General features: G+C 51.9%; 19 protein-coding genes and 1 tRNA gene. 11 read left to right on the top strand and 9 right to left on the bottom strand.

Going from position 1 to position 23,831, the window contains the following annotated elements; translation table 11 throughout:
• Positions 1 to 62: 62 nt before the first annotated feature.
• The gene (locus tag ACT3T6_RS14180) at positions 63 to 1,052 is read right to left on the bottom strand and encodes an ABC transporter substrate-binding protein (protein ID WP_444625954.1); all 990 of its coding nucleotides are present in this window, start codon (positions 1,050 to 1,052) and stop codon (positions 63 to 65) included.
• A 290-nt stretch (positions 1,053 to 1,342) separates the two neighbouring features.
• Here ACT3T6_RS14180 and ACT3T6_RS14185 point away from each other — a divergent pair, with 290 nt between their 5' ends.
• Positions 1,343 to 3,049, top strand: a complete 1,707-nt coding sequence (locus tag ACT3T6_RS14185; RefSeq protein WP_193054587.1) for a potassium/proton antiporter — start codon at positions 1,343 to 1,345, stop codon at positions 3,047 to 3,049.
• Between the two features lie 58 nt (positions 3,050 to 3,107).
• Positions 3,108 to 3,198 (top strand) — tRNA-Ser (locus ACT3T6_RS14190).
• A 232-nt stretch (positions 3,199 to 3,430) separates the two neighbouring features.
• Here ACT3T6_RS14190 and ACT3T6_RS14195 read toward each other — a convergent pair.
• The 6 genes from ACT3T6_RS14195 to ACT3T6_RS14220 form a co-directional block, all read right to left on the bottom strand.
• Positions 3,431 to 4,213, bottom strand: coding sequence for a 3-hydroxybutyrate dehydrogenase (locus tag ACT3T6_RS14195; protein WP_193054586.1), 783 nt, complete (start codon positions 4,211 to 4,213; stop codon positions 3,431 to 3,433).
• Positions 4,214 to 4,441: 228 nt separating this feature from the next.
• The gene (locus tag ACT3T6_RS14200) at positions 4,442 to 5,689 is read right to left on the bottom strand and encodes an MFS transporter (RefSeq protein ID WP_193054585.1); all 1,248 of its coding nucleotides are present in this window, start codon (positions 5,687 to 5,689) and stop codon (positions 4,442 to 4,444) included.
• Positions 5,690 to 5,766: 77 nt separating this feature from the next.
• A complete protein-coding gene (locus ACT3T6_RS14205) occupies positions 5,767 to 7,362 on the bottom strand; it encodes an antiporter (protein ID WP_193054611.1) in 1,596 nt (531 codons plus the stop codon).
• A 242-nt stretch (positions 7,363 to 7,604) separates the two neighbouring features.
• A complete protein-coding gene (gene narL, locus ACT3T6_RS14210) occupies positions 7,605 to 8,270 on the bottom strand; it encodes a two-component system response regulator NarL (protein ID WP_193054584.1) in 666 nt (221 codons plus the stop codon).
• Positions 8,271 to 8,272: 2 nt separating this feature from the next.
• A complete protein-coding gene (locus ACT3T6_RS14215) occupies positions 8,273 to 10,120 on the bottom strand; it encodes a histidine kinase (protein WP_193054583.1) in 1,848 nt (615 codons plus the stop codon).
• 326 nt (positions 10,121 to 10,446) lie between these two features.
• Positions 10,447 to 11,058, bottom strand: coding sequence for a Yip1 family protein (locus ACT3T6_RS14220; RefSeq protein WP_353744594.1), 612 nt, complete (start codon positions 11,056 to 11,058; stop codon positions 10,447 to 10,449).
• An 81-nt stretch (positions 11,059 to 11,139) separates the two neighbouring features.
• Between ACT3T6_RS14220 and ACT3T6_RS14225 the strand changes: the two genes are divergently transcribed.
• Entirely contained in the window at positions 11,140 to 11,562 is a 423-nt protein-coding gene (locus ACT3T6_RS14225; protein ID WP_193054582.1) for a MarR family winged helix-turn-helix transcriptional regulator, read from the top strand.
• A 37-nt stretch (positions 11,563 to 11,599) separates the two neighbouring features.
• On the opposite strand, the gene ACT3T6_RS14230 is transcribed toward ACT3T6_RS14225, so the two are convergent.
• Positions 11,600 to 11,986, bottom strand: a complete 387-nt coding sequence (locus ACT3T6_RS14230) for a SirB2 family protein (RefSeq protein ID WP_193054581.1) — start codon at positions 11,984 to 11,986, stop codon at positions 11,600 to 11,602.
• Positions 11,987 to 12,255: 269 nt separating this feature from the next.
• Between ACT3T6_RS14230 and ACT3T6_RS14235 the strand changes: the two genes are divergently transcribed.
• The 6 genes from ACT3T6_RS14235 (at position 12,256) to ACT3T6_RS14260 (ending at position 20,218) form a co-directional block, all read left to right on the top strand.
• Entirely contained in the window at positions 12,256 to 16,026 is a 3,771-nt protein-coding gene (locus tag ACT3T6_RS14235; protein WP_193054580.1) for a nitrate reductase subunit alpha, read from the top strand.
• Complete coding sequence (narH, locus tag ACT3T6_RS14240) at positions 16,023 to 17,585, top strand: nitrate reductase subunit beta (RefSeq protein WP_193054579.1); 1,563 nt, start codon at positions 16,023 to 16,025, stop codon at positions 17,583 to 17,585. The genes ACT3T6_RS14235 and narH overlap by 4 nt, the downstream gene beginning before the upstream one ends.
• On the top strand, positions 17,578 to 18,360 hold the full coding sequence (gene narJ, locus ACT3T6_RS14245; protein ID WP_193054578.1) for a nitrate reductase molybdenum cofactor assembly chaperone: 783 nt from the start codon (positions 17,578 to 17,580) through the stop codon (positions 18,358 to 18,360). Before narH ends, narJ begins: the two co-directional genes overlap by 8 nt.
• 13 nt (positions 18,361 to 18,373) lie before the next feature.
• Positions 18,374 to 19,063 carry a respiratory nitrate reductase subunit gamma gene (gene narI / locus ACT3T6_RS14250; RefSeq protein WP_087105405.1) on the top strand — a complete coding sequence of 230 codons (690 nt, stop codon included), beginning with the start codon at positions 18,374 to 18,376 and terminating at the stop codon, positions 19,061 to 19,063.
• 25 nt (positions 19,064 to 19,088) lie between these two features.
• A complete protein-coding gene (locus ACT3T6_RS14255) occupies positions 19,089 to 19,901 on the top strand; it encodes a peptidylprolyl isomerase (protein ID WP_193054577.1) in 813 nt (270 codons plus the stop codon).
• Positions 19,902 to 19,993: 92 nt separating this feature from the next.
• Positions 19,994 to 20,218 carry a hypothetical protein gene (locus tag ACT3T6_RS14260; RefSeq protein ID WP_172116663.1) on the top strand — a complete coding sequence of 75 codons (225 nt, stop codon included), beginning with the start codon at positions 19,994 to 19,996 and terminating at the stop codon, positions 20,216 to 20,218.
• A gap of 90 nt (positions 20,219 to 20,308) precedes the next feature.
• Here ACT3T6_RS14260 and ACT3T6_RS14265 read toward each other — a convergent pair whose 3' ends face one another.
• On the bottom strand, positions 20,309 to 20,503 hold the full coding sequence (locus ACT3T6_RS14265) for a hypothetical protein (RefSeq protein WP_193054576.1): 195 nt from the start codon (positions 20,501 to 20,503) through the stop codon (positions 20,309 to 20,311).
• A 786-nt stretch (positions 20,504 to 21,289) separates the two neighbouring features.
• Between ACT3T6_RS14265 and ACT3T6_RS14270 the strand changes: the two genes are divergently transcribed.
• Complete coding sequence (locus tag ACT3T6_RS14270; protein WP_193054575.1) at positions 21,290 to 23,089, top strand: thiamine pyrophosphate-requiring protein; 1,800 nt, start codon at positions 21,290 to 21,292, stop codon at positions 23,087 to 23,089.
• 29 nt (positions 23,090 to 23,118) lie between these two features.
• Positions 23,119 to 23,730, top strand: a complete 612-nt coding sequence (locus tag ACT3T6_RS14275) for a flavodoxin family protein (RefSeq protein WP_193054574.1) — start codon at positions 23,119 to 23,121, stop codon at positions 23,728 to 23,730.
• Positions 23,731 to 23,831: the final 101 nt, after the last annotated feature.

Here is a 23,831-nt window from a genome sequence, read left to right on the forward strand (position 1 = left end):
TTAACAGGTCTTAATGATAAGCCCCCGCTACGAGTTTCTCCTGAACAATCAGCGCTCCCGGATTAAAGAGTGTAAGGGTCAATGGCCAAACGTGATGTGGGCAGTTCAGCGTCTATTAGTCCTTGCTGTAAAAGATACGTTTCAAACGTTGCATAGCGGCGTGCGTTCAAGGTAGCAGGGCTTAATGCGATCCGGCGCAGAATATCCGGCCAAGCGTTGGCATTGGTTGCGTTATCAAGAATGGGGTGAGCACCAATCAGCGTTTCCCAAGCGGACTCTGGATTTTCCACCATCCAGTTGCTGGCTTCTTCTAAAGCCACCAAAAAACGCGACCACGTATCGGCTTTTTTGACTAATGAGTTGCTATTGGCCACTACAATTAGTCCATCATGGTGAGGAATGCCCAGCTCGCTATAGCGCACGGTATGCGTAGCAATGCCGTTTGAGGCTAATTGCTCGGGCAGAAAATGATAAAAGCCGTCAGCAATGGCATCTACGCTCTCTTCAGTAAACGCATTGACCACATTAAAATGAACGCTTTGAGGCGCTAAAAATGTATCGGTTTGGCGTACGGAGCGCGGCACGAGCTTGGGAACCAGCAAGTTGGCACCTTCTCGGGTGTTGTAGCCATAATGAAGCCCGGCCAGGTGCGTCGCATTTTCCGGTTGAGCGTCGCCAGTGACAATGACGGCGTTAAGAGGCGTTTCAATCAGTGTCGCAATGCGTGTGATGGGAACATCTTCGTGGGCAAGTAGATGAAGCAATGGCTGGCGCGTTAACGCTAAATCTACTTCTCCCGCCGTCAGCAGTTTTATGGCGATCGCAGGGTCCGCCGGTGTTTGAAGCTCCACTTCCAGCCCCTGGGCGCTAAATAGGTCTCTCGTTTGCGCAATGACCAAGGCCGCATGCTGAGGACTAAGATACCAGTCCAGCATTAAACGCACGCTTTTCAATGGCGGCGGCTCAAGCGGAGCCGGAGGTGCCAGTGCCGTAGTGGGGACTTCATCAACAACATCACTGTCAACGGATGGCCAAAGCATGTCAGGAATCATAATGTCACTTTCAAGAGAAAGCGGTGTCTGATCCTCCTTCGGCGTGTCTTGTTCTGCATAAGCTAATGGATATGCGAAAAATAAACAAAAAATCACCATCAAAAAACGTAAGTGCCTATAACCAGAAAGGCAGCATGACATAATCATAACTCCTGATATCGAGATGGCGGAGTTTATCCCTGACAAACGGTGCGTGACTAGCCTTGAACGTGTTGGTCTGCTGAGTTCGCACAGTAAATTTACCGGTAGCATGCAATAATAGTGTGGCATTGATGTAGAGACGGAGAGACATGGACGGAATTTACACCTTCTTTTTAATTGGTGGTTCTCTAATGGCACTGAGCATTTTGGCGAGCCGACTCTCGTCAATGGTTGGTGTGCCACTTCTGCTCATCTTCCTGGGGCTAGGTATGCTGGCAGGGGAGGAAGGCGTTCTTGGCGTTGCCTTTGACGACTACTCAATGGCGTTCACAATTGGCCACCTCGCGCTTGCCATGATTCTGCTTGATGGCGGTTTACGTACGCGCCTTAAAACGTTCCGGGTAGGTTTTAAGCCGGCACTTTCGCTGGCGACTTTCGGGGTTTTTATCACCAGTGCGGTCGTGGGCATGATCGCTATGTGGGTGTTTGATTTAACGCTGGTGCAAGGGTTATTGGTGGGCGCTATTGTGGGTTCCACCGATGCTGCCGCCGTTTTCTCAATGCTTAGTGGTCGTGGCGTGAACCTCAACGAGCGGGTAGGGGCAACGCTTGAGATCGAATCGGGTACCAACGACCCGATGGCGATTTTTCTGACCTTAATGCTGGTAGAGCTTTTGGTCGGTGATATGGGCGGGGTATTTGAAACCCTGACCTTCTTTGTTTCTCAATTTGGTATTGGCTTGATTGTCGGCATTGGCGGTGGCTGGCTAAGCGCCAAGCTGCTCCGCTGGCTGGATTTAGCGCCTGGCCTTTATGCCATGCTGGCATTGGCGCTGGGCTTTAGCGTTTTCGGGCTTACCAGCGTGCTGGGAGGCAGTGGTTTTCTGGCGATTTACCTGGCAGGCCTGATGATCGGCAATCAGCCTGGCCGACACCTCAACTTTATTCTTCCCGTACACGATGGCCTGGCGTGGTTAAGCCAGATTGGCCTTTTCCTGGTGCTCGGGCTTCTGGTAACACCCAGCCAGCTGTGGGATGTTGCATTACCCGCAAGCCTGGTTGCGCTGGCGCTTATCTTTATTGCGCGCCCTTTGGCGGTATTAATTACCATTAAGCCATTTTTTAAATTTCGCTGGCGTGAAACCTTTTTTATCGCTTGGGTAGGCTTAAGGGGAGCAGTGCCCATTGTGCTGGCCATTTTCCCCGTCATTGGTGGGGTAGAAAATGCGTCACTTTACTTTAACGTCGCCTTTGCGGTTGTGTTGTTGTCTCTATTGATACAAGGCGGCTCGCTCACGTTGGCAGCCCGATTATTAAAAGTGGAGGTGCCAGTAGGCACAACGCCTAACCGCCGTGGGCCGCTGGGGATCTTGCCAGATAACGATTTTGAGATGTTTGTTTACGTGGTCGAAAACCAGGACCTTGAAGATGTGCCCATCCGGCTGCTGCGCTTCCCATCGGGTGCGTTGATTTCAGCGCTGTTTCGTAATCACACCATGCTGCATCCCAAGGGCAGTACTCGATTGAAATTAGACGATGTCATCTGTGTGATAGGACGTACAGAAGATCTTTCTGCGCTAAACCGCTTATTCAATGGCGACGCTGGCCTCAAGCATGAGCGTGCGTTCTTCGGTACCTTCACGCTAGAGGGCGACGCACTTATGCAGGACGTTGCTCAAGCATATGGCTTAACGCTAAGCCCGGGGGAGCATAGTATGACCCTCGCCGAGTTCGTCGCTCTGCGCGTGGGCGGGCATCCTGTCGTGGGTGATGATGTGGATTGGCATGGTATTCACTGGGTCGTCAGCGAAATGGAAAAAGGCACGATTACCCGTGTAGGCCTGCGATTGTATTAATTGGGCTAGAAGGTGTTGACTTCCAAGGGAATACTGCTATTATACGCACCCATAAGCCGGAGGGATGGCAGAGCGGTTGAATGCACCGGTCTTGAAAACCGGCATAGGTTAATAGCCTATCCAGGGTTCGAATCCCTGTCCCTCCGCCACTTATCTCGAAAAGCCCCTGATTCTTCAGGGGCTTTTTCCGATTCTAAGCTCTGCATTTCTGTCCCAATACCTCCTCTATAGAATGCGCCGGTCTTTCATTGTGTCCAGAATGTGTCTGAGAATGTGCAAGCGCGGTGGCTTTGGCGCATTCTTGTAGCATGATTGGCACAGTTTTTACTCTCTTACCCACCTGGGCCTCAGCCACCAAGCCGCTTTCAGCAGACTAGCGGGTTACTGCATAAACCAGCCGTGGCTTACTACCAACGACTGACCGGTCATCACATTGCTCTCGGCACCCGCAAAGAACAGTACGGCATCGGTCACATCGTCAGTGGTAGTGAATTGCCCGTCCACCGTGTCTTTAAGCATGACGTTCTTGATCACTTCCTCTTCAGTGATACCCAGCTCTTTTGCTTGCTCAGGGATCTGTTTGTCTACCAAGGGTGTGCGCACAAAACCTGGACATACCACGTTGGACGTCACGTTGTACTCTGCTCCTTCCTTGGCCAGCACCTTGCTAAGGCCGATCATGCCATGCTTGGCGGTGACATAGGGCGCCTTGAGCTTAGAGGCCTCTTTGGAGTGGACCGAGCCCATATAAATTACACGGCCATAATTGGCGGCGTACATGTGTTTTAAGCAGGCTCGCGTAGTAAGGAATGCGCCGTCAAGATGGATGGACAGCAGCTTTTTCCAGTCCTCAAACGGAAAGTCGACCAGCGGATGTACGGTCTGGATACCTGCGTTACTGACCAGGACGTCAATCTTGCCGTACTTGGCAATGACCTCATTCACCGCCTTTTCGACTTGCGCTGCGTCGGTGACGTTCATTGCCACCGCAAACGCATCGGCGCCCGAGGCCTTGATCTCTTCGACAGTGGCCTTGGCGGCATCCAGGTTGAGATCAGCAATGATAGGAGTACCACCCTCGGCAGCAAAACGAATGGCAATTTCCTTGCCGATGCCGCTGGCAGACCCCGTAATAAGACCAATTCTGTTGTCAAAACGCGCCATGGTATACTCCTTTTAAGTGTTGGAAGTGCCATCAAGATAATCAAAAACAACCTGACCCAAGCCAAGGGCCAGGTTGGCAATGCAGTGAGTGGCTGAAACCACGCCAAGAACCGGCAGATAAGCAGCATATAATGCTCGCTGATCACTGTGGTAGAAACACTCCATCATCGCAAATTACTAAAGGCCGCTACTTAAAACGGCTTTCAGAAGAGGGGATATATGATTTGCTTAATCTCCCGCCTCTTTTGTAAACGTTTTGACACGTCTTTCTGTCCACCACATCCAGATAATCGAAATAAGTGTTACCGCGAAGCACAGCATCCATACGGTGGTGGCGATGCCTGTCAGGTCGACGAGGGCGCCAAACATGATAGGCAGTAGAAAACCTCCCAGGCCGCCTGCAAGGCCGACAATGCCGGACACCAAACCAAGGTTTTCCTGGTAGTCATTGGCAAGATACTTAAAGACGGAGGCTTTACCAATTCCCCACGCAATGCCCACTACAAATAGCGCGGTAGTGAAAAGCCACACGGGAATGCCAAACCCAAACTCCACGCGAGCCCCATTGGCAGCGCCCTGAACGCTATAGTAGGTCTCTGGATAGGACATGATAAAGAGCGCAATTAAACTCGCCCATAAGCATGTCCAGGTTACGGTGTGGGCGCCGAAACGGTCCGATAACCAACCGCCGAATGCGCGAATAATGCCGGAAGGCAAGACGAAAATAGTGGCAATCACGGCAGCTAATTGAATGCCAAAGCCATATTCATTCATGTAGTAACGGGTAAGCCATAGTGAGACGCCGACATAGCCGCCGAACACTACCGAGTAGTATTGGCAATACTTCCAGACTTTTGGGTCGTTGATAACGTTGAGCTGCTCACGCAAGGAGCTACGTTGTGTATTGCGATGGCTCGGGTCAGTAAACGAGAAGAACCAAAAGAAAGCGGCAGTTGCGACCATGATAATCGCATACAGATTGGGTACTGCTTGCCAGCCAAGCATAACGATAACGGTAGGGGCTATGTATTTGGTAACGGCGGCACCTGCATTGCCCGCCCCAAATACCCCCATTGCCAAACCTTGGCGATCTTTTTCAAACCACTTTGCCGTATAAGTGATACCAACCGAAAAAGCTCCCCCGGATAGGCCGATAAAAGCGCCTAGTATTAATAACTGCCAATAAGCGGTGGCGAACTGTACCAGCCAGATAGCGGGCACAATAACCAAAAGCACAATAAAGAAAACCGGACGCCCGCCGTAACGGTCTGTCATTGAGCCTAGGGGCAAGCGGGCGAGAGCACCGGTAAGAATGGGAATGGCCGTTAAAATGCCAAACTGCGTTCCGTTAAGTGCTAACTCCTCGGCAATAGGAACGCCAATTTCACCAAACAAGGTCCAGACCATAAAGCACATGGTGAACGCAAAGGTGTTGGCAATGAGTACCGCATTCTGCTTAAAACGATGGGTAGCCATGGCGCCCCCTGAGTTTTCGCGTCAATAGGATAGATAGCATTGATATCCAGGTCCCCAATTTAATTGGCATCAAACCACTATGGATTACGCACATAGGCATTTTTGCGCAGGTAGAACCACCAGTTGATCAGCAGGCAAACCAGGTAAAAAACGGCAAAACCATACATGGCTACTTCAGGCGAGCCTGCACGAATTTGATCCCCCAGCACAACGGGGGCAATAAACGAGCCGTAACCAGCAATAGCCGCTGTCCAACCCAGTACCGGGCCCTTTTTCTGCGCATCAAAAATAAAGCCAATACTGCGAAATGTAGAGCCGTTGCCAATGCCGCTGGCGGTGAAAAGCACCATAAACAGCAGCATGAATAACCAGAAGTATTGGTTAGGATCGGTGGCGTTGTACGCCAGCATCATGACGTAACCTGCCCCGGCTGATGCAAAGACCATTACCACCGTGATGATTTGTGTGACCAGTGAGCCACCGAATTTATCGGCTACCCAGCCACCGATAGGGCGTACCAGCGCACCTATAAAAGGGCCTATCCATGACCACGTAAGCGCGCTGGGCGCATCCGGGTTGGCGATTCGATTAATGCTTCCATCGGCCGCTATTTCGGCCATATTGCCGAATATAATCGTGATTGAAAGGGGAAGAGCCGCTGAAAAGCCAATAAATGAGCCAAAGGTGACGATGTAAAGTAGCGTCATTGCCCACGTGTGTTTGTCACGGAAAATCGTAAACTGTTTTTGGATATTAGGTTTAATTTGTTCGCCAGGTATAAGGCGCAGCATGATCAGAGTGACAATGACGGTGCAGGGCAGAGCCAGCCACATATTTAGCCAAGACAGCGCCACAAGGCCAAGGAACGTCGCAATAATACCGACACCATAAAGCCCCAGTATTTTGCCAAATGCCTGTAGCGGTGTGCCTGGGTCGGGGCTAATAGGGCGCAAGTTATTCATACCAAACCAGCCAGCAAAGGCCAAAGGGATGAGAAAGAGCACCCAGATAAACGCCGCATTCTGTATCCAGGTAAGGGTGCCCGCCTCAATTCGGCCAATCAAGGTTCCGCTTGTGTTTTGAAGCTCCATGGGGCCGCCCGCAAGAACACCAAAAAGGCCGACAGTCATCACCAGGGGAACAAGGATTTGCATGGTGGTGACACCAAAATTGCCAAGCCCTGCGTTCATTCCCAGTGCGTAGCCTTGCTGTTTTTTGGGATAGAAGCTCGAAATATTACTCATGGAACAGGCAAAGTTTCCTCCGCCAATACCTGATAACAGGGCCAGTGCCTGAAAAATCCAGAAAGGCGTGTTCGGATTCATAAGCGCGAACCCAGTGCCTGCTGCGGGTATGATCAGCAATGCTGTGGTGAGAAAAACCGTATTACGTCCCCCCGCTAAACTAAGCATAAATGCCGCAGGGATACGTAATGTTGCGCCCGCCAGCCCCGCAGTAGCGGTAAGGGTAAAGAGCTGGTCAGTAGTGAAAGGAAAGCCCAGGTTTTGCATCTGGGTGGTGATCATGCCCCACATCATCCATACCGCAAAGCCTACCAGAAGGCTCGGAATAGAAATCCATAAATTGCGGTTTGCAATGTGCTTTCCTTCGTTTTCCCAGAAGCCGGAGTCTTCGACATCCCAGCGTTCAATGTCAGCATTTTTTCTGGCCATCATGTACCCCCTTGTAGAAAAGTGCCGCATAGCACTGCTTATACGAAAGATACGCGCTAGCAAGCAGAGGGGGAATGAGGCAGGTCAATGGATGGGAACTCTCAAGTACCTCTTACGAGGTATGTATGCTGAGTATCTAATGTATTGTTTTTAAAAGTTTTAATGATGCGCTAGGTGGTGTAATAAATGGCAATAAGTGGAAGTTGGATTTTAAGGGGTATCCACTCATGGCAGGCTTTCAGCTACTTATTGAGGCCTTCTTGTACGGCCCAAACAGCCGCTTCAACGCGGGAGCGCAGGCTTAGCTTTTTGAGCAGGTGCTTAACATGTACCTTGACGGTGCCTTCGGTAATATCCAGCTTGCGAGCAATGAGCTTGTTCGACATGCCCGCGGCTAACTCGGCAAGAATCTCTTTTTCGCGCTGAGTAAGCGCATTAATAGACGGTTTCGTAGGGAGTGAACGCTGGTTGCGCAATGCTTGGGCAAGTAGCGCTGTTAAATTTTCGCTAATGGCCATGCGGCCTTTGGCAGCCTGGCGCAGTTGATGAATCATATCCTCTGGCTCCATGTCCTTTAACAAGTAGCCATCGGCCCCGCCACGCAGTGCATCGACCACGTCGTCTTCCTGATCTGACACGGTATACATAATGACGCGGCCTGCATAACCTTCTTCGCGCAAATGTTTAAGTGTTTCCAGGCCATCCATCTCGGGCATATTGAGATCCAGCAGTACCATGTCTGGATCAAGCGTAATGGCTTGATAGATGCCTTCACGGGGGCTTCCTGTTTCAAATACCAATGCCAGATCATCTTCCATTTCCAGTAATTGACGTACGCCTCGTCGTAGCAATGGATGATCATCAATTACGATAAGTGTGGCGGGCTCGTCGTAAATTTCGCTAGCCATATTCAAGTACTTCCTTCCTTGATAAGACGTTCGGTCAACGGGGTAAAGCACAGATAAACGCCTGTGCCTCCTTCCGGTCGATTATTGAAATGGAGGTCGGCATTAATGTTATTGGCTCGATCACGCATGATCACTAGCCCGTAGTGCATGGGGGGGGACTGATCATCCTGTAGGCCTATACCGTCATCTTCAATCGCCAAGTGCAGTGTTGCCTGATTAAATACCAGGCTAACGTGTGCCCAGTGAGCTTTGGCATGCTTATGTGTATTGGCGAGTGCTTCACGCGTGATTTGCAGCAGGTGTATTTCTTCACTTGCGCTAAGTAAGTGAGGCGGCAGGCGGTAGGTTAGCTCGACCGGGAACCCAAGCCGCTGGCTAAATTCTTTGATGGTTTGCTGAAGGGCGGGTTGAAGGCCTGGCGTATCCAAACTAAGCCGGAACGTGCTTAATAGCTCACGGAGCTGGCGATAGGCGCTATTCAGCCCTTCACGTAAATCGCTGGTCACGCCACGTTGTTGCTCGGCGGAAAATTGCTTCGCCTGCATACGTTCCAAGCGGGTTACCTGCATCTTTAAATAAGACAGCGACTGGGCGAGTGAATCGTGAAGCTCACGGGCAATAATCGTGCGCTCGTTGACAAGAGAAAGCTGTTGCTCTTCTTCAATACGCTTCTGTAAAAAGATAGCTGTGGCCAGGTTGTCGGTAAGCGTATTGAGTAGCTGCTGCTTCGATGCGTTGATGGGCGCAGAGTAGCCCACGGTAAGCGAGCCAAGAATCTCCTCGCCAACCGCAACGGGCAGCACGATCGCTTCGGCATTGCGAGCAACTGCATTGCCTCGTTGCGGCTCCAGGCAGGCAAGGCAGTTTAAGTCTCGACAATAGAGAGGCCGCTCGGATGAGTGGGTTGCCAAAATTGCCATATCAGTATCGTCATGCTCGCTGCGCAGCGAAAGCACGATAGGGCCGATATCCAGTAAGTCTTCAAGCTCGCGTAAGATAGGTGCCGTGCTGGCGCAAAGGTCATTGCCGCCCCCATAAAGCGTACGGCTTCCATTGTGAATGATCTGGAGGGCGCGATTGTGGCGTTTAAGCTCTGCCTGCTTGCGAGATACACGCGCTTCCAACGCCTGGTAACGCGTATCCAGCCTCGCTGCCATCTGATCAAAAGCGCGCCCAAGCTGGCCTAGCTCATCGTGGCTGGAAAAATTAGAGCGATATTGGAAGTTGCCATGGCCCGCTTCGCGGCTCAGGACTCTAAGCTGGCGGAGTGGCGTCACCAGATTATGCCGAATATCGTAGAGCGCAATGAAAAGCAGCACACCAATCAAAAGGAAAAAAAGCAGCTGCAGAGAACCCAGTAAATGCATCTTGGATTTAGTGCTGCTTTCAAGTGTCGAGACATACTGGTCAATATGATGAATAAGATTATTCAGCGCTACTCTGGCTTGTGCTATATCGTTGCTACTACCGTGAATAGCATCATCAAGCAGGGGGATTAAGGTGTTATGCCACAGCGCTTTTAGCCCAGCAAGCTGCTCTTGAAGCACCTCATCATGGGTGTAGTGATACCCAACGGCGAGTGCTGGGCCTTCCAGTTTCGCGGTAAGCTGATCAGTCAGTTGGTTAACGTTTTGTTGAGACCCGTTTTGCGTTTGGGTCAATGGGCCCAAGGCTTCAGAAAGCTGAGCGCTGTTCAAGCGTAATGAGCCCGCGACATTAATCGCCGCTGCATCACCTTGGCTATTTTGGGCAATCATCATGGTGAAGCCGATGCTGAGAACGGTCATCCCCGTGATGGCCAGGAGGTAAGCAGTAATACGAGCTACAAGAGAGTGGCGTAAGAGATTCATGCGACTCCCATGGATTTAAAAAAGGAGGGGGCTTAAAAAGATAAGTAAAAGCTGCTGAAGCCGACGGCATGGCTAACGATAAATGACTATATTACTTATCGAAAGATATGAGAAGCAGATACATCGTATCCTGATGAATCATGTAATCTTCTTTGTCTCTCGTCAATATAACGGTTGGTTAAGAGGCCTATCACGTAAAACTTAAAAAAGTGAGGCCGTGTGGTTTTTTTTAGATTCGGGTATTTCTGATGAGCGTTATTTTTAGCGCTCACAAGCGACGTCTTCGCACATTGAAAATGCGCTAGAACTATGGCGTTCAACGGCGTTTAGTAAGCCCAAACAACCGCGAGCAAAACACCCCATCCAAGAATGCCGGCTGACATAATAGTATAAGTGGCTGATATAGTGGCAACATCCAGCTCGTTACGAGTGCAGAGCGCTTGCAAGCCGTGATAAATCAGACTGCATGAAACGCCTAGAGCCGCCAATCCGACGATCACATTGAAAAATAACGAGGGCACCCATAGCGCAAGGGCTGATATCCATAAGGGAAGAGGAGCGAGTGTGGCAAGTAAATAGGCATTTTTATAGCTAATTGAAAGCTGCTCGACACCATTGACGACTGCGTGAATAACCCAGCCCATTATAAAAAAAGTCAGTAGCTCGGCCAAAAAAAGAATTGTCGTAATAAATCGCCACTCCCTTTCAGCAAAACCGGTCATAAAGGTATCGCCATAATGCGTTCCTGCATAATAGAGCATTAAAGGGGGCAATAACGACATGGGAAGAACCACACACCACGCTAACGTCGGAATGGAAGGCGAGTTCGATTTAAGCGCTTGCCAACCAGCGCGATGACTAAAGGGCATTTTGAAAAATGTAAGTACATTCATCTCAACTACCTCTTGGTGTCTTAAAATTAAACGACTATATATCATATAATGATATTTTATTTTTAGAGGACGTCTTCGGTATTGTCAAGCGGGGGAAAGTCGTCACGAGCACGTTAAGGAGCATCCATGGCAGAAAAAACAGCAGTGCAAAAAGGTGAGCTTGATAAGGAAGATTTCGAGCGTCTATCTCAGTTTCGCTATCAGTTACGCTGTTTTTTACGTCGCAGCGAAGATATCTGCCGCAAGCATGGGCTCACCGCGTTGCAATACCAGCTGTTGCTGCACTTACGCGGTTTTGCTGAGCGTGATTGGGCAACGGTAGGTGAGCTTGCCGAGCGGCTGCAAGCCAAGCATCACGGCACTGTGGCATTGGTCGATCGCTGTGAGCAGCTATCACTCGTTGAGCGCCGTCAAGGACGTGAAGACCGCCGCCAAATAGAAGTGCACTTGTTGGAGGAGGGAATCGAACGCGTCACCCGAATTGCTGAAGCGCATCAGCCAGAACTCTACCAACTTCACGTCGGTATGTTATTCCCGCCTGGTGAGTAATGAGCGCTAATGGCGTCACTTTTTATGGGTAACGTCATCAGCTTAGCCATGAAAGCGGAGTCCGATGCATCGCAACGCCCAGTATGTAGATAAATACAAGCACCGCTGCCACGGCGGTACCGGCCCGAATGGCTGGTGTTTTACCGCGTTTAATCGCCATTGTACCGAGCAGTATATAAACAATCAGCGCGGTGATTTTGGCGCTGAGCCATGGCGGAAGTGGCCAGAAGCTCAGCATGATGGCCAATAGCACGCCGAAGGTTAGAAGCGCCGTATCGATGATATGGGGGAGTATCTTGACCCAGCGCGCCTTAAGAATCGGTCGCTCAGTCACTGACCAATAAGCACGTACTATAAAGAAGACGAGGCTCGCATAGGCGGCCGCCATATGAAGATGCTTAACCGCAAAATAGTGCTCAATCATACGTTTATCTCTGGATTAAAATAGCTTCTTGTGAACAAAAAACACCTCTTTTCGCTGAGGGGTTATACGGAGTTTCATCGCTATCTTGTCTGATTTACTGCCATGAATGAAACGTCGTCGCCTGTGGTCTTTAGCCGCGTATCCCTTAAGAGGTAGGGTGGGGTTATATGGAGGTAACCTGGCAGATATTGCCGTTTTAATCGCTCAGAATCGATTTCCAAGACGCCTGTTTAGGCATTGCTTTCTTTTTGGCGCCAGGGAGATCGACCATGAGTCATTTCATTGACCGGCTAAATTTTTTCCGCAAAACGCGCGAGCCTTTTGCCAATGACCACGGCGAAGTTCGCCAGGAAGACCGCCAGTGGGAAGACAGTTACCGCCGCCGATGGCAACACGACAAGGTCGTCCGCTCTACCCACGGGGTTAACTGTACCGGTTCGTGTAGCTGGAAAATTTACGTCAAAAACGGCCTGGTGACATGGGAAACTCAGCAGACTGATTACCCACGTACACGCCCCGACCTGCCTAATCATGAGCCTCGCGGCTGTCCTCGAGGGGCGAGCTACTCGTGGTATCTTTACAGTGCTAACCGCCTTAAGTATCCCCTTATCCGTAAACCGCTGTTGGCGCTTTGGCGTGCGGCGTTAAGTGAAAAAGGCGACCCGGTAGAGGCCTGGGCCTCGATTGTTGAAGATCCGGCCAAAACAAAAGAGTACAAACGCGCCCGCGGCATGGGCGGCTTTGTTCGTGGCAACTGGGATGAGCTTAATGAGTTAATCGCGGCTTCCAACGTTTATACCGCCAAACAGTACGGGCCTGATCGCATCATTGGCTTTTCGCCTATCCCTGCCATGTCGATGGTCAGTTACGCCGCCGGTAGCCGCTACCTGTCGTTAATCGGCGGCGTATGCATGAGCTTTTACGACTGGTACTGCGATTTGCCACCCGCCTCGCCGATGACGTGGGGCGAACAAACCGATGTTCCCGAATCTGCCGACTGGTACAACTCAGGCTATATCATTGCCTGGGGGTCGAATGTGCCTCAGACCCGCACGCCAGACGCCCATTTCTTCACTGAGGTTCGCTATAAGGGCACCAAAACCGTTTCCATTACCCCCGATTACGCCGAGGTTTCCAAACTGACGGACGAGTGGCTCTCTGCCAAGCAGGGCACCGACGCAGCACTCGCCATGGCCATGGGCCACGTCATTCTCAAAGAGTTTCATCTTGAAAATCCCAGCGCCTACTTTACCGATTACGTGCGCCGGTATACCGATATGCCCTGCCTGGTCGAGCTGGAGCCACGCGATGATGGCTCTCTTGTGCCCGGGCGCCAACTGCGCGCCAGTGATATTGCTGATCACTTGGGGCAGGACAATAATCCTGAGTGGAAAACACTGGTTTGGGATGACGCACGTGATCAGCTGGTAGTCCCGCAGGGCTCTATTGGTTTCCGGTGGGGGGAAGAAGAAGCTCACCAGGGTAAATGGAACCTGGAGCCTTTGGATGCCGACGGCGTTGAGATTTCACCTCTCTTGAGCCTTGACGAGCGCCATGACGACATCGCGCGCGTGGCCTTTCCCTATTTCGGCGGTATCGAGCATAAGCACTTTGCGCATGTAGAAGGCGAAAGTGGCGACCGCTTGTTCCATAGCCTGCCCGCTAAACGGCTGCAAAAAGCCGATGGCAGCAGCGTGCTGGTGGTGACGGTCTTTGACCTGATGTGTGCCAACTACGGTATCGACCGAGGGTTTGGTCAAGCGGGTGAGGACGATGGCGCTACCGACTATGCCCAGATAAAACCTTACACCCCCGCTTGGCAGGAAAAAATTACCGGTGTCTCGGCCGAGCAGTGTACCCGTATCGCGCGGGAGTTTGCCGATAATGCCCACAAGACACGTGGGCGCTCCATGATTATCGTGGGTGCCGGTATGAACCACTGGTACCACATGGACATGAACTACCGCGGCTTGATCAATATGCTGATCATGTGCGGGTGTATTGGCCAGAGCGGCGGCGGCTGGGCACACTATGTGGGCCAGGAAAAATTGCGCCCCCAAACGGGCTGGCTGCCCTTGGCATTTGGGCTTGATTGGACGCGCCCACCGCGTCATATGAACTCAACGTCATTCTTCTATAACCACTCTTCGCAGTGGCGCTATGAGAAGCTTGAGATCAAAGAGATTCTTTCGCCACTGGCTGACCCACGCCGTCACACCGGCAGCCTGATCGACTACAACGTGCGCGCCGAGCGTATGGGCTGGCTGCCGTCTGCTCCTCAGCTAACCACGAATCCGCTGCATTTGGCGGGTAAGGCCAAAGACGCCGGCATGGCCACCAAGGATTATGTCGTTCAGCAATTAAAAGCCGGTGAGCTTTCTTTTGCTGCCGAAGACCCGGATAACCCCCAGAACTTCCCGCGTAACATGTTTATCTGGCGTTCTAACCTACTGGGTAGCTCCGGTAAAGGGCATGAATACATGCTCAAGTACCTGCTGGGGACTCGGCATGGCATTCAGGGTAAAGACCTGGGCGATTTTGGCGGGCAGAAGCCAGAAGAGGTCAAATGGCACGACGAGGCGCCTGAAGGCAAGCTTGATCTATTAGTCACGCTCGATTTTCGTATGTCGACGACCTGCCTCTACTCGGACATCGTGCTACCCACGGCGACTTGGTATGAAAAGAACGACCTTAATACCTCCGACATGCACCCGTTTATCCATCCGCTAACGGCTGCCACCGATCCTGCCTGGGAGTCGCGCAGCGATTGGGATATTTATAAAGGCATCGCCAAGGCGTTCTCGAAAGCGTGTGTGGGCCACTTGGGCGAAGAGACGGATTTAGTCACGCTCCCCATGCAGCACGACTCCCCGGGCGAGCTTGCGCAGATAGATGTAAAGGATTGGAAAAAGGGCGAGTGCGCGCCCATCCCCGGCAAAACCATGCCTGCATTGATAGAAGTACAGCGCGATTACCCCGCCACGTACGAGCGTTTTACCTCACTTGGCCCGGCGCTTGAAAAGCTCGGTAATGGTGGCAAAGGCATCAGTTGGAACACGGATAGCGAAATAGAACTGATCAGCAAACTGAATCACGTTAAGCATGAAGGCCCGGCAAAAGGGCGCCCGAACATCGAAAGCGCTATTGACGCGGCAGAAACCGTACTGACGCTGGCGCCAGAAACCAATGGCCAGGTAGCACTCAAGGCGTGGGAGGCACTCTCCAAAATTACCGGGCGCGACCACTCGCATCTGGCACGACCTAAAGAGGATGAAAAAATCCGCTTTAGCGATATCGTGGCGCAACCGCGCAAGATCATTTCCAGCCCCACTTGGTCGGGCCTGGAGGATGAGCACGTCTCCTATACCGCCGGGTATACCAACGTTCATGAGCTGATTCCGTGGCGCACGGTCAGTGGCCGTCAGCAGTTCTATCAGGATCATGCCTGGATGCGCGACTTCGGCGAAAGCCTGTTGGTGTATCGCCCACCGATCAATACCCGCGCCGCGGAAAATTTCAAGCTGCCCGAGGATAACGGCTTCAAAAGCAAGGCACTGAATTTCCTGACACCGCACCAAAAGTGGGGGATTCACTCCACCTACTCCGACAACCTGCTGATGTTGACGCTGAATCGCGGTGGCCCCGTGGTGTGGCTTTCCGAAGGTGATGCTGCCGATATCGATATTCAAGACAACGACTGGATAGAGGTTTATAACGCCAACGGCTCGATTGCTGCCCGCGCCGTGGTCAGTCAGCGCGTTAAGGATGGCATGGTGATGATGTACCACGCCCAAGAGCGTCAGGTGAACGTCCCCGGTTCGGAAATTACCGGCACGCGTGGTGGTATTCATAACTCTGTGACGCGTGTTTGCCCTAAACCCACTCATATGATCGGCGGCTACGCCCAGCTCGCTTACAGCTTCAACTACTACGGAACCGTAGGCTCGAACCGCGATGAGTTCGTGCTGGTACGCAAGATGAAGCATATCGAATGGCTGGATGGTGAAGGCCAGGATGACGTTCAGGAGGCCGTGAAATGAAAATTCGCTCTCAGGTAGGCATGGTCCTCAACCTTGATAATTGCATTGGTTGTCACACCTGCTCAGTAACGTGCAAAAACGTCTGGACTAGCCGCGAAGGTGTCGAGTATGCCTGGTTCAACAACGTTGAGACCAAGCCGGGTATCGGCTATCCCAAAGAGTGGGAAAACCAGGCCAAGTGGAAGGGCGGCTGGATGCGCAGCCGTGATGGCAAGATCGAGCCACGCATTGGCGGTAAATGGCGTGTATTGGCCAATATATTCGCCAACCCCGACTTACCCGCTATTGATGACTACTACGAACCTTACACCTTTGATTACCAGCACCTGCACACTGCCAAGCCCGGCCAGCACCAGCCGGTAGCCCGCCCGCGTTCACTGATCTCTGGCGAGCGTATGAAGAAAATTGAATGGGGCCCTAACTGGGAGGAAATTCTGGGCACCGAGTTTGCCAAGCGTCGCAAGGACATCAACTTTGAACAGGTGCAGGCAGATATCTATGGCCAGTTCGAAAACACTTTCATGATGTATCTGCCGCGCCTGTGTGAGCACTGCCTTAATCCAACCTGCGTGGCAAGCTGCCCCAGTGGCGCCATTTACAAACGTGAAGAAGACGGCATCGTACTGATTGACCAGGATAAATGCCGCGGCTGGCGGATGTGTATTTCCGGTTGCCCCTACAAGAAGATCTACTACAACTGGAAAAGCGGCAAATCCGAGAAGTGCATTTTCTGTTACCCGCGTATTGAGTCGGGCCAGCCAACCATCTGCTCAGAAACCTGCGTGGGGCGTATTCGCTATTTGGGTGTTCTGCTTTATGACGCCGACCGCATTGAGGAAGTCGCAAGCTCCGCCGACGAGCAGGACTTGTACCACCGTCAGCGCGACATCTTCCTGGACCCTCATGACCCTGAGGTTATTGCCCAAGCCAAGAAAGACGGTATTCCCGACAACGTCATTCAGGCCGCTCAGGCATCGCCCGTCTACAAGCTGGCCATTGATTGGGAGCTGGCGCTTCCGCTGCACCCTGAATACCGCACGCTGCCCATGGTCTGGTACGTACCGCCGCTGTCGCCCATTCAGTCTGCGGCCGAAGCGGGTAAGGTCGAGTTCGATGGCGTGATGCCAAAAATTGAGTCGCTGCGCATCCCGGTGAAGTACTTGGCCAATATGCTGACCGCCGGGGAAGAAGCCCCCGTTGTGCTCGCGCTTAAGCGTTTGATGGCGATGCGCCTTTATATGCGCGGTAAGCATGTTGAAGGAGAAGCGGATATCAGCGTGCTGGAAGATGTGGGTCTAAGCGTTGCTCAGGTGGAGGACATGTACCGCTATCTGGCAATCGCCAACTATGAAGATCGGTTCGTAATTCCAACCAGTCACCGCGAGATGGCGCGCGACGCCTTCCCGGAACGGGGTGGGTGCGGATTCACCTTTGGTGACGGGTGCAACGGCGAGAGCACGCCGAACCTGTTCAACGGTCGGCCTATTGAGAGCACGATGGTGAAACCGGTCAATGTTTTTGATCCGCAGGCGCAATCCGAGGAGGCTCGTCATGAGTAATCTGGCAGAACCGCTCTTGACCCCAGAGCAACAGACCATGCGCAGCCTGCGTGTACTGTCGCGGTTGCTTGACTACCCAACCGCTGAATTGCAGCAGGCCGTAGGGGAGCTTGTCGAGATCGTGGCCGCGGAGAATCGCTGGCCCGCTTCGTTACGCCAACGTTTGATGAGTTGGTGTCAGCAAATTGCCGATAGCGAGCTTTTAAGCCTTCAAGCCGAGTATGTCGCGCTTTTCGAACAGGGTCGGGCTACATCGATGCTGCTGTTTGAACACGTACACGGAGAATCACGAGAGCGTGGCCAGGCCATGGTGGATCTCATGGATGAGTACCGAAAGGCGGGTTTTGAGCTAGACGCCCGGGAGCTTCCTGACTATTTACCGCTGTTCCTGGAGTATCTCTCCACGCGAAGCGATGCGGAAATGGCCCGCTGGATTGGCAATATTCGCCATATTCTGGCGCTACTTGCCGCTCGCCTGGAAGAGCGTGATAGCGACTATGCCCTGGTGACCCATGCGCTGCTGGCGCTCATCGGCGCCGAAGCGGACATAAACGCGCATCGCCCCGTTGTGAAGGCGGAAAAGCCTGACAATACCCCCGAAGCGCTGGATGCCGTATGGGAAGAGGAAGCCGTACGTTTTTCTGCGGCATCCGACGAGGACTGTGCGTTGCAATCTGCCGAAGGGCGTCGCTTGGCTGAACGCAAGCAGGGTGTTCAACACGATGCCGTTCGCATTCTCTCTCCCGGAGCCCAGCCTCCGGCAATGGGTCGTTAACAGGAGAATCTCAATGTCCGCTATTACGACTTACCTCGAGTATTTTATCTACGGCTACTATCCCTATCTCGCCGGTACCGTATTTCTGTTTGGGAGCCTGGTGCGTTTTGACTACGGGCAGTACACCTGGAAGACCGGCTCCAGCCAGATGCTGTCGACCAAAAACATGCGCCTGGCCAGCAATCTCTTCCATATCGGCATCATTACCATCTTTTTTGGCCACTTGGTTGGTCTGCTTACCCCACACTGGATGTATGAGCACTTTCTTCTCCCTAGCACCAAGCAACTGCTTGCCGTGGTGATTGGTGGTATTGCCGGCGTGTTGTGTGTGATCGGCGGGGCGATGCTGCTTTATCGGCGGATGTTCAATCCACGTGTGCGCGCCTCATCGAGTAAAATGGATACGCTGATTCTGGCTATTTTGCTTATTCAGGCATGCCTTGGGCTCACGACCATTTTCTTCACGCTGGGCCATATGGATGGCGAAATGATGCTGACGTTGGCAAGCTGGGCACAGGCCATTGTGTTCTTTAACGGCGGCGCAGCGAACTATCTGCAAGATGTTTCCTGGATATTCAAGCTGCATATCTTTTTGGGGCTAACCATTATCCTGTTGTTCCCTTTCACTCGGCTAGTGCATGTATGGAGCGCGCCTTTCGGTTATCTGACCCGGCGCTATCAATTAGTGCGTAAACGCGGCTAAGCGCTTATTTATCAGGAGAGTTGTTATGCAAATGATTGATATCGAAGCGCTGCCCAGTGAAGCCACGCTACCATTGATACAGGTGGGTAGCCGCGCTATTGAAGAAAGCGACATTGCCCATGAAATGCAGTATCACCCGTCAGACAGTGCGGGGAGTGCCCAGCTTAAGGCTGCGCGGGCGTTGGTTGTCCGTGAGCTGCTGTGTCAGCAGGCCCAGGCGCAAGGGTTATTGGCTGATAATGAAACAGCGGATGACAAGGTGATTGCACAGCTTCTAGAGCAAGCGCTGAACGTGCCGGAGCCCAGCACCGAAGATTGCCAACGCTTTTATGCGCACCACCCCGAGCGTTTTAGTGAGCCCACACGCTTAAAGGTGCGTCATATTTTGCTGGCTGCGGCGCCTGAAGATGCTGTGGCTCGGGATGCACACTATCAGCAAGGCGTAACACTGCTGGAAACATTGAAGGACGATCCTGCGCGCTTTACGGAGTTTGCCCAGCGCCACTCAGCGTGTCCTTCCAACACCCAAGGTGGGGAACTCGGCTGGTTGGCCCAAGGGCAAACGGTTGCTGAACTTGACCGAGTGCTACACCACTTACCCAACGGCCTTCATGAGCGGCCCATTGCCTCCCGCTATGGTTGGCACTTGGTGGTGGTTGATGCCCGCGAGGAAGGGCAGTTGCTGCCTTACGAAGCCGTTACCGAACGTGTTCGCCATCACCTGGAGGAACAGGCAACGCGGCGCGCATTGCGCCACTACCTGTTGTCATTAGAGTCGGAGATAGGCGTCCAGGGAATCGCGCTTGACGACGACGCGGGCGGTAGTCTGATGCAATAGGACCACTCTGCGTGGTTATCGGCTTGCCCGGACTTTATGGAACCATTTCTTTCTTCTAAGGTTGAAGTGATATAGGAAAAAGGAGAATGGCCATGGAACATGTCGATAAGTGTCAGAAATGTGGTAAGGAATATATCGCCGACGCAAACGATACGGAAAATGCCCTCCCAACGTGTGGCACTTGTGGTGCAGAAATATACAGCGGGGGGGCGAACTCAGAGTTTAGCGTGACAGGTGATAATGATGATGAGCATCCGATTGAAAGGGGATTGCGAAAAGTCACCGATGAAATTACCGGAGATAAAAAGAAAGTTTGATTGAACCGCTTGTGGCTGAAAACTCTCATGGACTCCGCCACCCTTGGCCTAGACGTCGTTACGGCTAGCCAAGGGTCGCAGAACTAAATGTCACGCTACATCGTTATGTTGCTCTGCTAATGCCCTGCGTAGCTTGGCGTTTTCAGTAGCCAATATCTTGTTTTCGGCGATAAGCCCATATTTTTCAAATTCAAGGCTGTCGACACGGTTAATAAGCTGGTTGATAACCAAACGCCGGTAAATAGCTGAAAACGCAATTTTGGTACCCTGATGAACAGCGATCATCACTTTCTCCTCCATGAGTTATGTATCAACCCGAATACGGGTGATGAAAGACTATAGGCCTTTTTTCATCTAATGTTACATACTATTTTTAAATCAAAAGAAGGTTTCTTATTGTTAATTTGTATTAGAGTGCATGGCGCCCTCAATAAGTATGATAAATAAGATTATAGTTATAACTACTTATGGCTAAGTTTCTACTACTTAACCCGAAGTGGATTAGCAGGTGGCCTCATTGTTTGGCTAGTTGGCTAACTAACAGAGTTACTGAAGGTTAATAAATAAGTGCGTTTTTACTATCAATTATACTATGTTACTTACAGGCCATTTTTAGTGTGGCAATCTCAACCCACTGGACAAGGATGTTCAGCAAGGAGTAGTGAGTCAGGAAGACTCCCTAAGGATGGGCAGGCAGGAAGCTTGCGGAGTGTACAAGGATGCAACGTTAAAGCCCGGCCTCTGGTCGGGCTTCTTGCTTTAAGCGTAAAAGTAAATAACGTATATCTGGATTATATCGTCGGTTACGTTGGGTTCGCCTTGCCCAAGTGTAAATTCTTCTCAGGTGCGAGGCATACATTTCGTTATGGTGGGTAATCCATGAGAATTTAAAAAATAAACATGACCGTTTAGCAACCAAGCTAGCCTACTCTACAGGTTGTTGTTTAATAATAATTAACAAGAAGCCCTGCCAAGTTGACCTTTGCTGATACCCGTATCTATACCTATAGGCCTAGTGAACATTTATATGAAAGTGACGAGCTAAGGCGTAGCTTTGCCATGGAGGCTTAAATGAGTAAGCAGCGGGTAGGTGATTTTCTGGTTCAACGTTTGGGTGAGTGGGGGGTTAAACGTATTTTCGGGTATTCGGGGGATGGCAGCAACGGCATCATGGGGGCATTACAACGAGCGGGTGACCAGTTCGAGTTCGTGCAAGCCCGTCATGAGGAGATGGCGGCATTCATGGCGTGTGCTCATGCCAAGTTTACGGGGGAAGTGGGTGTGTGTACCGCGACTTCCGGGCCTGGCGCCATTCATCTGCTTAATGGCTTGTACGATGCCAAAAAAGATCATCAGCCAGTCGTTGCCATTGTTGGCCAGCAAGCACGTGCGGCCTTGGGCGGTGAATATCAGCAGGAAGTCGACTTGGTGTCGCTTTTCAAAGACGTCGCCCATGAATTCGTGCATATGGCGACCAGCCCAGCTCAGATACGCCACCTTATTGACCGCGCTATCCGTATAGCCCTGGCCGAGCGGACCGTGACGGTTATCATCATTCCCAATGACCTTCAGTCCCAGCCTGCGGTTGAAACACCTGCGCATGCTCACGGTACTGTGCATTCGGGCGTGGGCTACTCAAGCCCCATTACCGTGCCTCATGACAATGATTTGCGCCAAGCCGCCCAAGTGTTAAATGAAGGAAAGAGAGTGGCGATGCTAGTGGGTGCTGGGGCTTTGAATGCGACCGATGAGATTATTCAGGTGGCTGACAGGCTAGGCGCTGGTGTCGCTAAAGCGCTACTAGGGCGTGCAGTGCTTCCTGACGACTTGCCTTTCGTTACCGGATCTATCGGGTTACTGGGTACTAACCCAAGCTGGGAGTTAATGGCCAACTGCGACACGCTATTGATGATTGGCTCAAGCTTCCCCTATTCGGAATTCTTGCCGGAGGAGGGGCAGGCCCGGGGGGTACAAATCGATATTGATGGGCGCCAGGTGAGTATGCGTTACCCAATGGAGGTGAACCTCGTGGGTGATAGCGCGACTACCTTACAAGCGCTGTTGCCCTATTTAGAGCAGAAAACAGATCGTGGTTGGCGTCAAGATATTGAGAAAAGTGTTGCCCAATGGTGGGAAGTGCTTGAAGAGCGTGCCATGGCGGAGGCTGACCTGGTTAACCCGCAGCGTGTTTTTTGGGAGCTGTCGCCGCGCCTGCCTGATAACTGCATTCTGACCAGCGATTCCGGTTCCGCTGCTAACTGGTACGCACGTGATCTCAAATTACGCCGTGGCATGATGGCATCGGTTTCTGGTGGACTTGCCACGATGGGAAATGGCGTTCCCTATGCGATAGCCGCCAAGTTCGCTTATCCCGAACGGGTGGCCATTGCGCTGGTTGGGGACGGGGCCATGCAGATGAACGGTAATTCGGAGTTAATTACCATTGCCAAGTATTGGCAGCAGTGGGCGGACCCACGCTTGATCGTTATGGTGCTTAATAACCAGGACCTTAATCAAGTAACGTGGGAGATGCGGGTAATGGAAGGCGACCCGAAGTATGAAGCCTCGCAGGATCTCCCTGACTTTCCCTATGCTGAATATGCCGAGCTTATTGGGCTCAAGGGCATTAAGGTCAGCGATCCCGAGATGCTAGCGAATGCTTGGGAGCTGGCCTTAAGTGCTGACCGCCCCGTTGTGCTGGAAGTTATAACTGACCCTGATGTTCCGCCGATCCCGCCGCATATAAAGCCCGAGCAGGCGAAAGCCTATATGTCAGCGCTTTTGCACGGCGACCCCGACGCCCTGGGTACGGTTAAAGCCTCGTTTCGGCAGTTCGCCCGGCAGATAACCCCCAAGCTTCGCAAGCACTGACACCCCAAGCCGCATAAAAGGAGAGTCTCATGTCGTTAAAAGCCTTGGCTATCAACTGTACGCTTAAAGCATCACCCGCAGCGTCTTCTTGTGATCGACTTATATCCGAGGCCTTGGCAGCGCTTGAGCGCCATGGCGTCACTGGCGAGAAAATCCGTGCTGCGGATTTTAATATTAAGCCCGGTGTGACATCGGATGAAGGTGAGGGTGATGATTGGCCGCAAATACGAAAGCAGATTCTGGATGCCGATATCTTCATCCTGGGTAGCCCTATCTGGTTGGGCCATCACTCCAGTATCTGTCAACGTGTATTAGAGCGACTGGATGCGTTTCTTGGCGAAACCGATGAGCAGGGACGAATGGTCTCGTATGGTCGGGTCGCCGGTGTCGTGGTGGTAGGTAATGAAGATGGCGCTCATCATATTGTTGCCGAGCTGTTTCAGGGGCTAAACGACGTTGGTTTTACCCTTCCTGCCAACGCATGCACCTATTGGGTGGGTGAAGCCATGCAGGGAGTCGACCTCAAGGATTTTGAGAAGACACCAGAAGCGACTCAGAGCGCTACGGCAGGCCTGGCGCTTAATTGTGTTCACTTGGCCACGTTATTAAAGCAGAACCCGTATCCACCACAAGAGAGCTAGGCGCTGAATGTGCTATAGGTGCACATACGCAGTTAATTCACTTCTCAGCTAAGCTGTAAAGGTATGTCGCACACAACACAAGGAGTAATTTTAAATGGTAT

Source organism: Halomonas sp. 72 (assembly GCF_052379785.1).
Taxonomy (GTDB): Bacteria; Pseudomonadota; Gammaproteobacteria; order Pseudomonadales; family Halomonadaceae; genus Vreelandella; species Vreelandella citrativorans.

Bases quoted from the DNA above. Each gene is read 5' to 3' on its own strand.
- ACT3T6_RS14180 (WP_444625954.1), bottom strand. From the start codon at position 1,052: ATGATTCCTGACATGCTTTGGCCATCCGTTGACAGTGATGTTGTTGAT.
- ACT3T6_RS14185 (WP_193054587.1), top strand. From the start codon at position 1,343: ATGGACGGAATTTACACCTTCTTTTTAATTGGTGGTTCTCTAATGGCA.
- ACT3T6_RS14195 (WP_193054586.1), bottom strand. From the start codon at position 4,213: ATGGCGCGTTTTGACAACAGAATTGGTCTTATTACGGGGTCTGCCAGC.
- ACT3T6_RS14200 (WP_193054585.1), bottom strand. From the start codon at position 5,689: ATGGCTACCCATCGTTTTAAGCAGAATGCGGTACTCATTGCCAACACC.
- ACT3T6_RS14205 (WP_193054611.1), bottom strand. From the start codon at position 7,362: ATGGCCAGAAAAAATGCTGACATTGAACGCTGGGATGTCGAAGACTCC.
- narL (WP_193054584.1), bottom strand. From the start codon at position 8,270: ATGGCTAGCGAAATTTACGACGAGCCCGCCACACTTATCGTAATTGAT.
- ACT3T6_RS14215 (WP_193054583.1), bottom strand. From the start codon at position 10,120: ATGAATCTCTTACGCCACTCTCTTGTAGCTCGTATTACTGCTTACCTC.
- ACT3T6_RS14220 (WP_353744594.1), bottom strand. From the start codon at position 11,058: ATGATATATAGTCGTTTAATTTTAAGACACCAAGAGGTAGTTGAGATG.
- ACT3T6_RS14225 (WP_193054582.1), top strand. From the start codon at position 11,140: ATGGCAGAAAAAACAGCAGTGCAAAAAGGTGAGCTTGATAAGGAAGAT.
- ACT3T6_RS14230 (WP_193054581.1), bottom strand. From the start codon at position 11,986: ATGATTGAGCACTATTTTGCGGTTAAGCATCTTCATATGGCGGCCGCC.
- ACT3T6_RS14235 (WP_193054580.1), top strand. From the start codon at position 12,256: ATGAGTCATTTCATTGACCGGCTAAATTTTTTCCGCAAAACGCGCGAG.
- narH (WP_193054579.1), top strand. From the start codon at position 16,023: ATGAAAATTCGCTCTCAGGTAGGCATGGTCCTCAACCTTGATAATTGC.
- narJ (WP_193054578.1), top strand. From the start codon at position 17,578: ATGAGTAATCTGGCAGAACCGCTCTTGACCCCAGAGCAACAGACCATG.
- narI (WP_087105405.1), top strand. From the start codon at position 18,374: ATGTCCGCTATTACGACTTACCTCGAGTATTTTATCTACGGCTACTAT.
- ACT3T6_RS14255 (WP_193054577.1), top strand. From the start codon at position 19,089: ATGCAAATGATTGATATCGAAGCGCTGCCCAGTGAAGCCACGCTACCA.
- ACT3T6_RS14260 (WP_172116663.1), top strand. From the start codon at position 19,994: ATGGAACATGTCGATAAGTGTCAGAAATGTGGTAAGGAATATATCGCC.
- ACT3T6_RS14265 (WP_193054576.1), bottom strand. From the start codon at position 20,503: ATGATCGCTGTTCATCAGGGTACCAAAATTGCGTTTTCAGCTATTTAC.
- ACT3T6_RS14270 (WP_193054575.1), top strand. From the start codon at position 21,290: ATGAGTAAGCAGCGGGTAGGTGATTTTCTGGTTCAACGTTTGGGTGAG.
- ACT3T6_RS14275 (WP_193054574.1), top strand. From the start codon at position 23,119: ATGTCGTTAAAAGCCTTGGCTATCAACTGTACGCTTAAAGCATCACCC.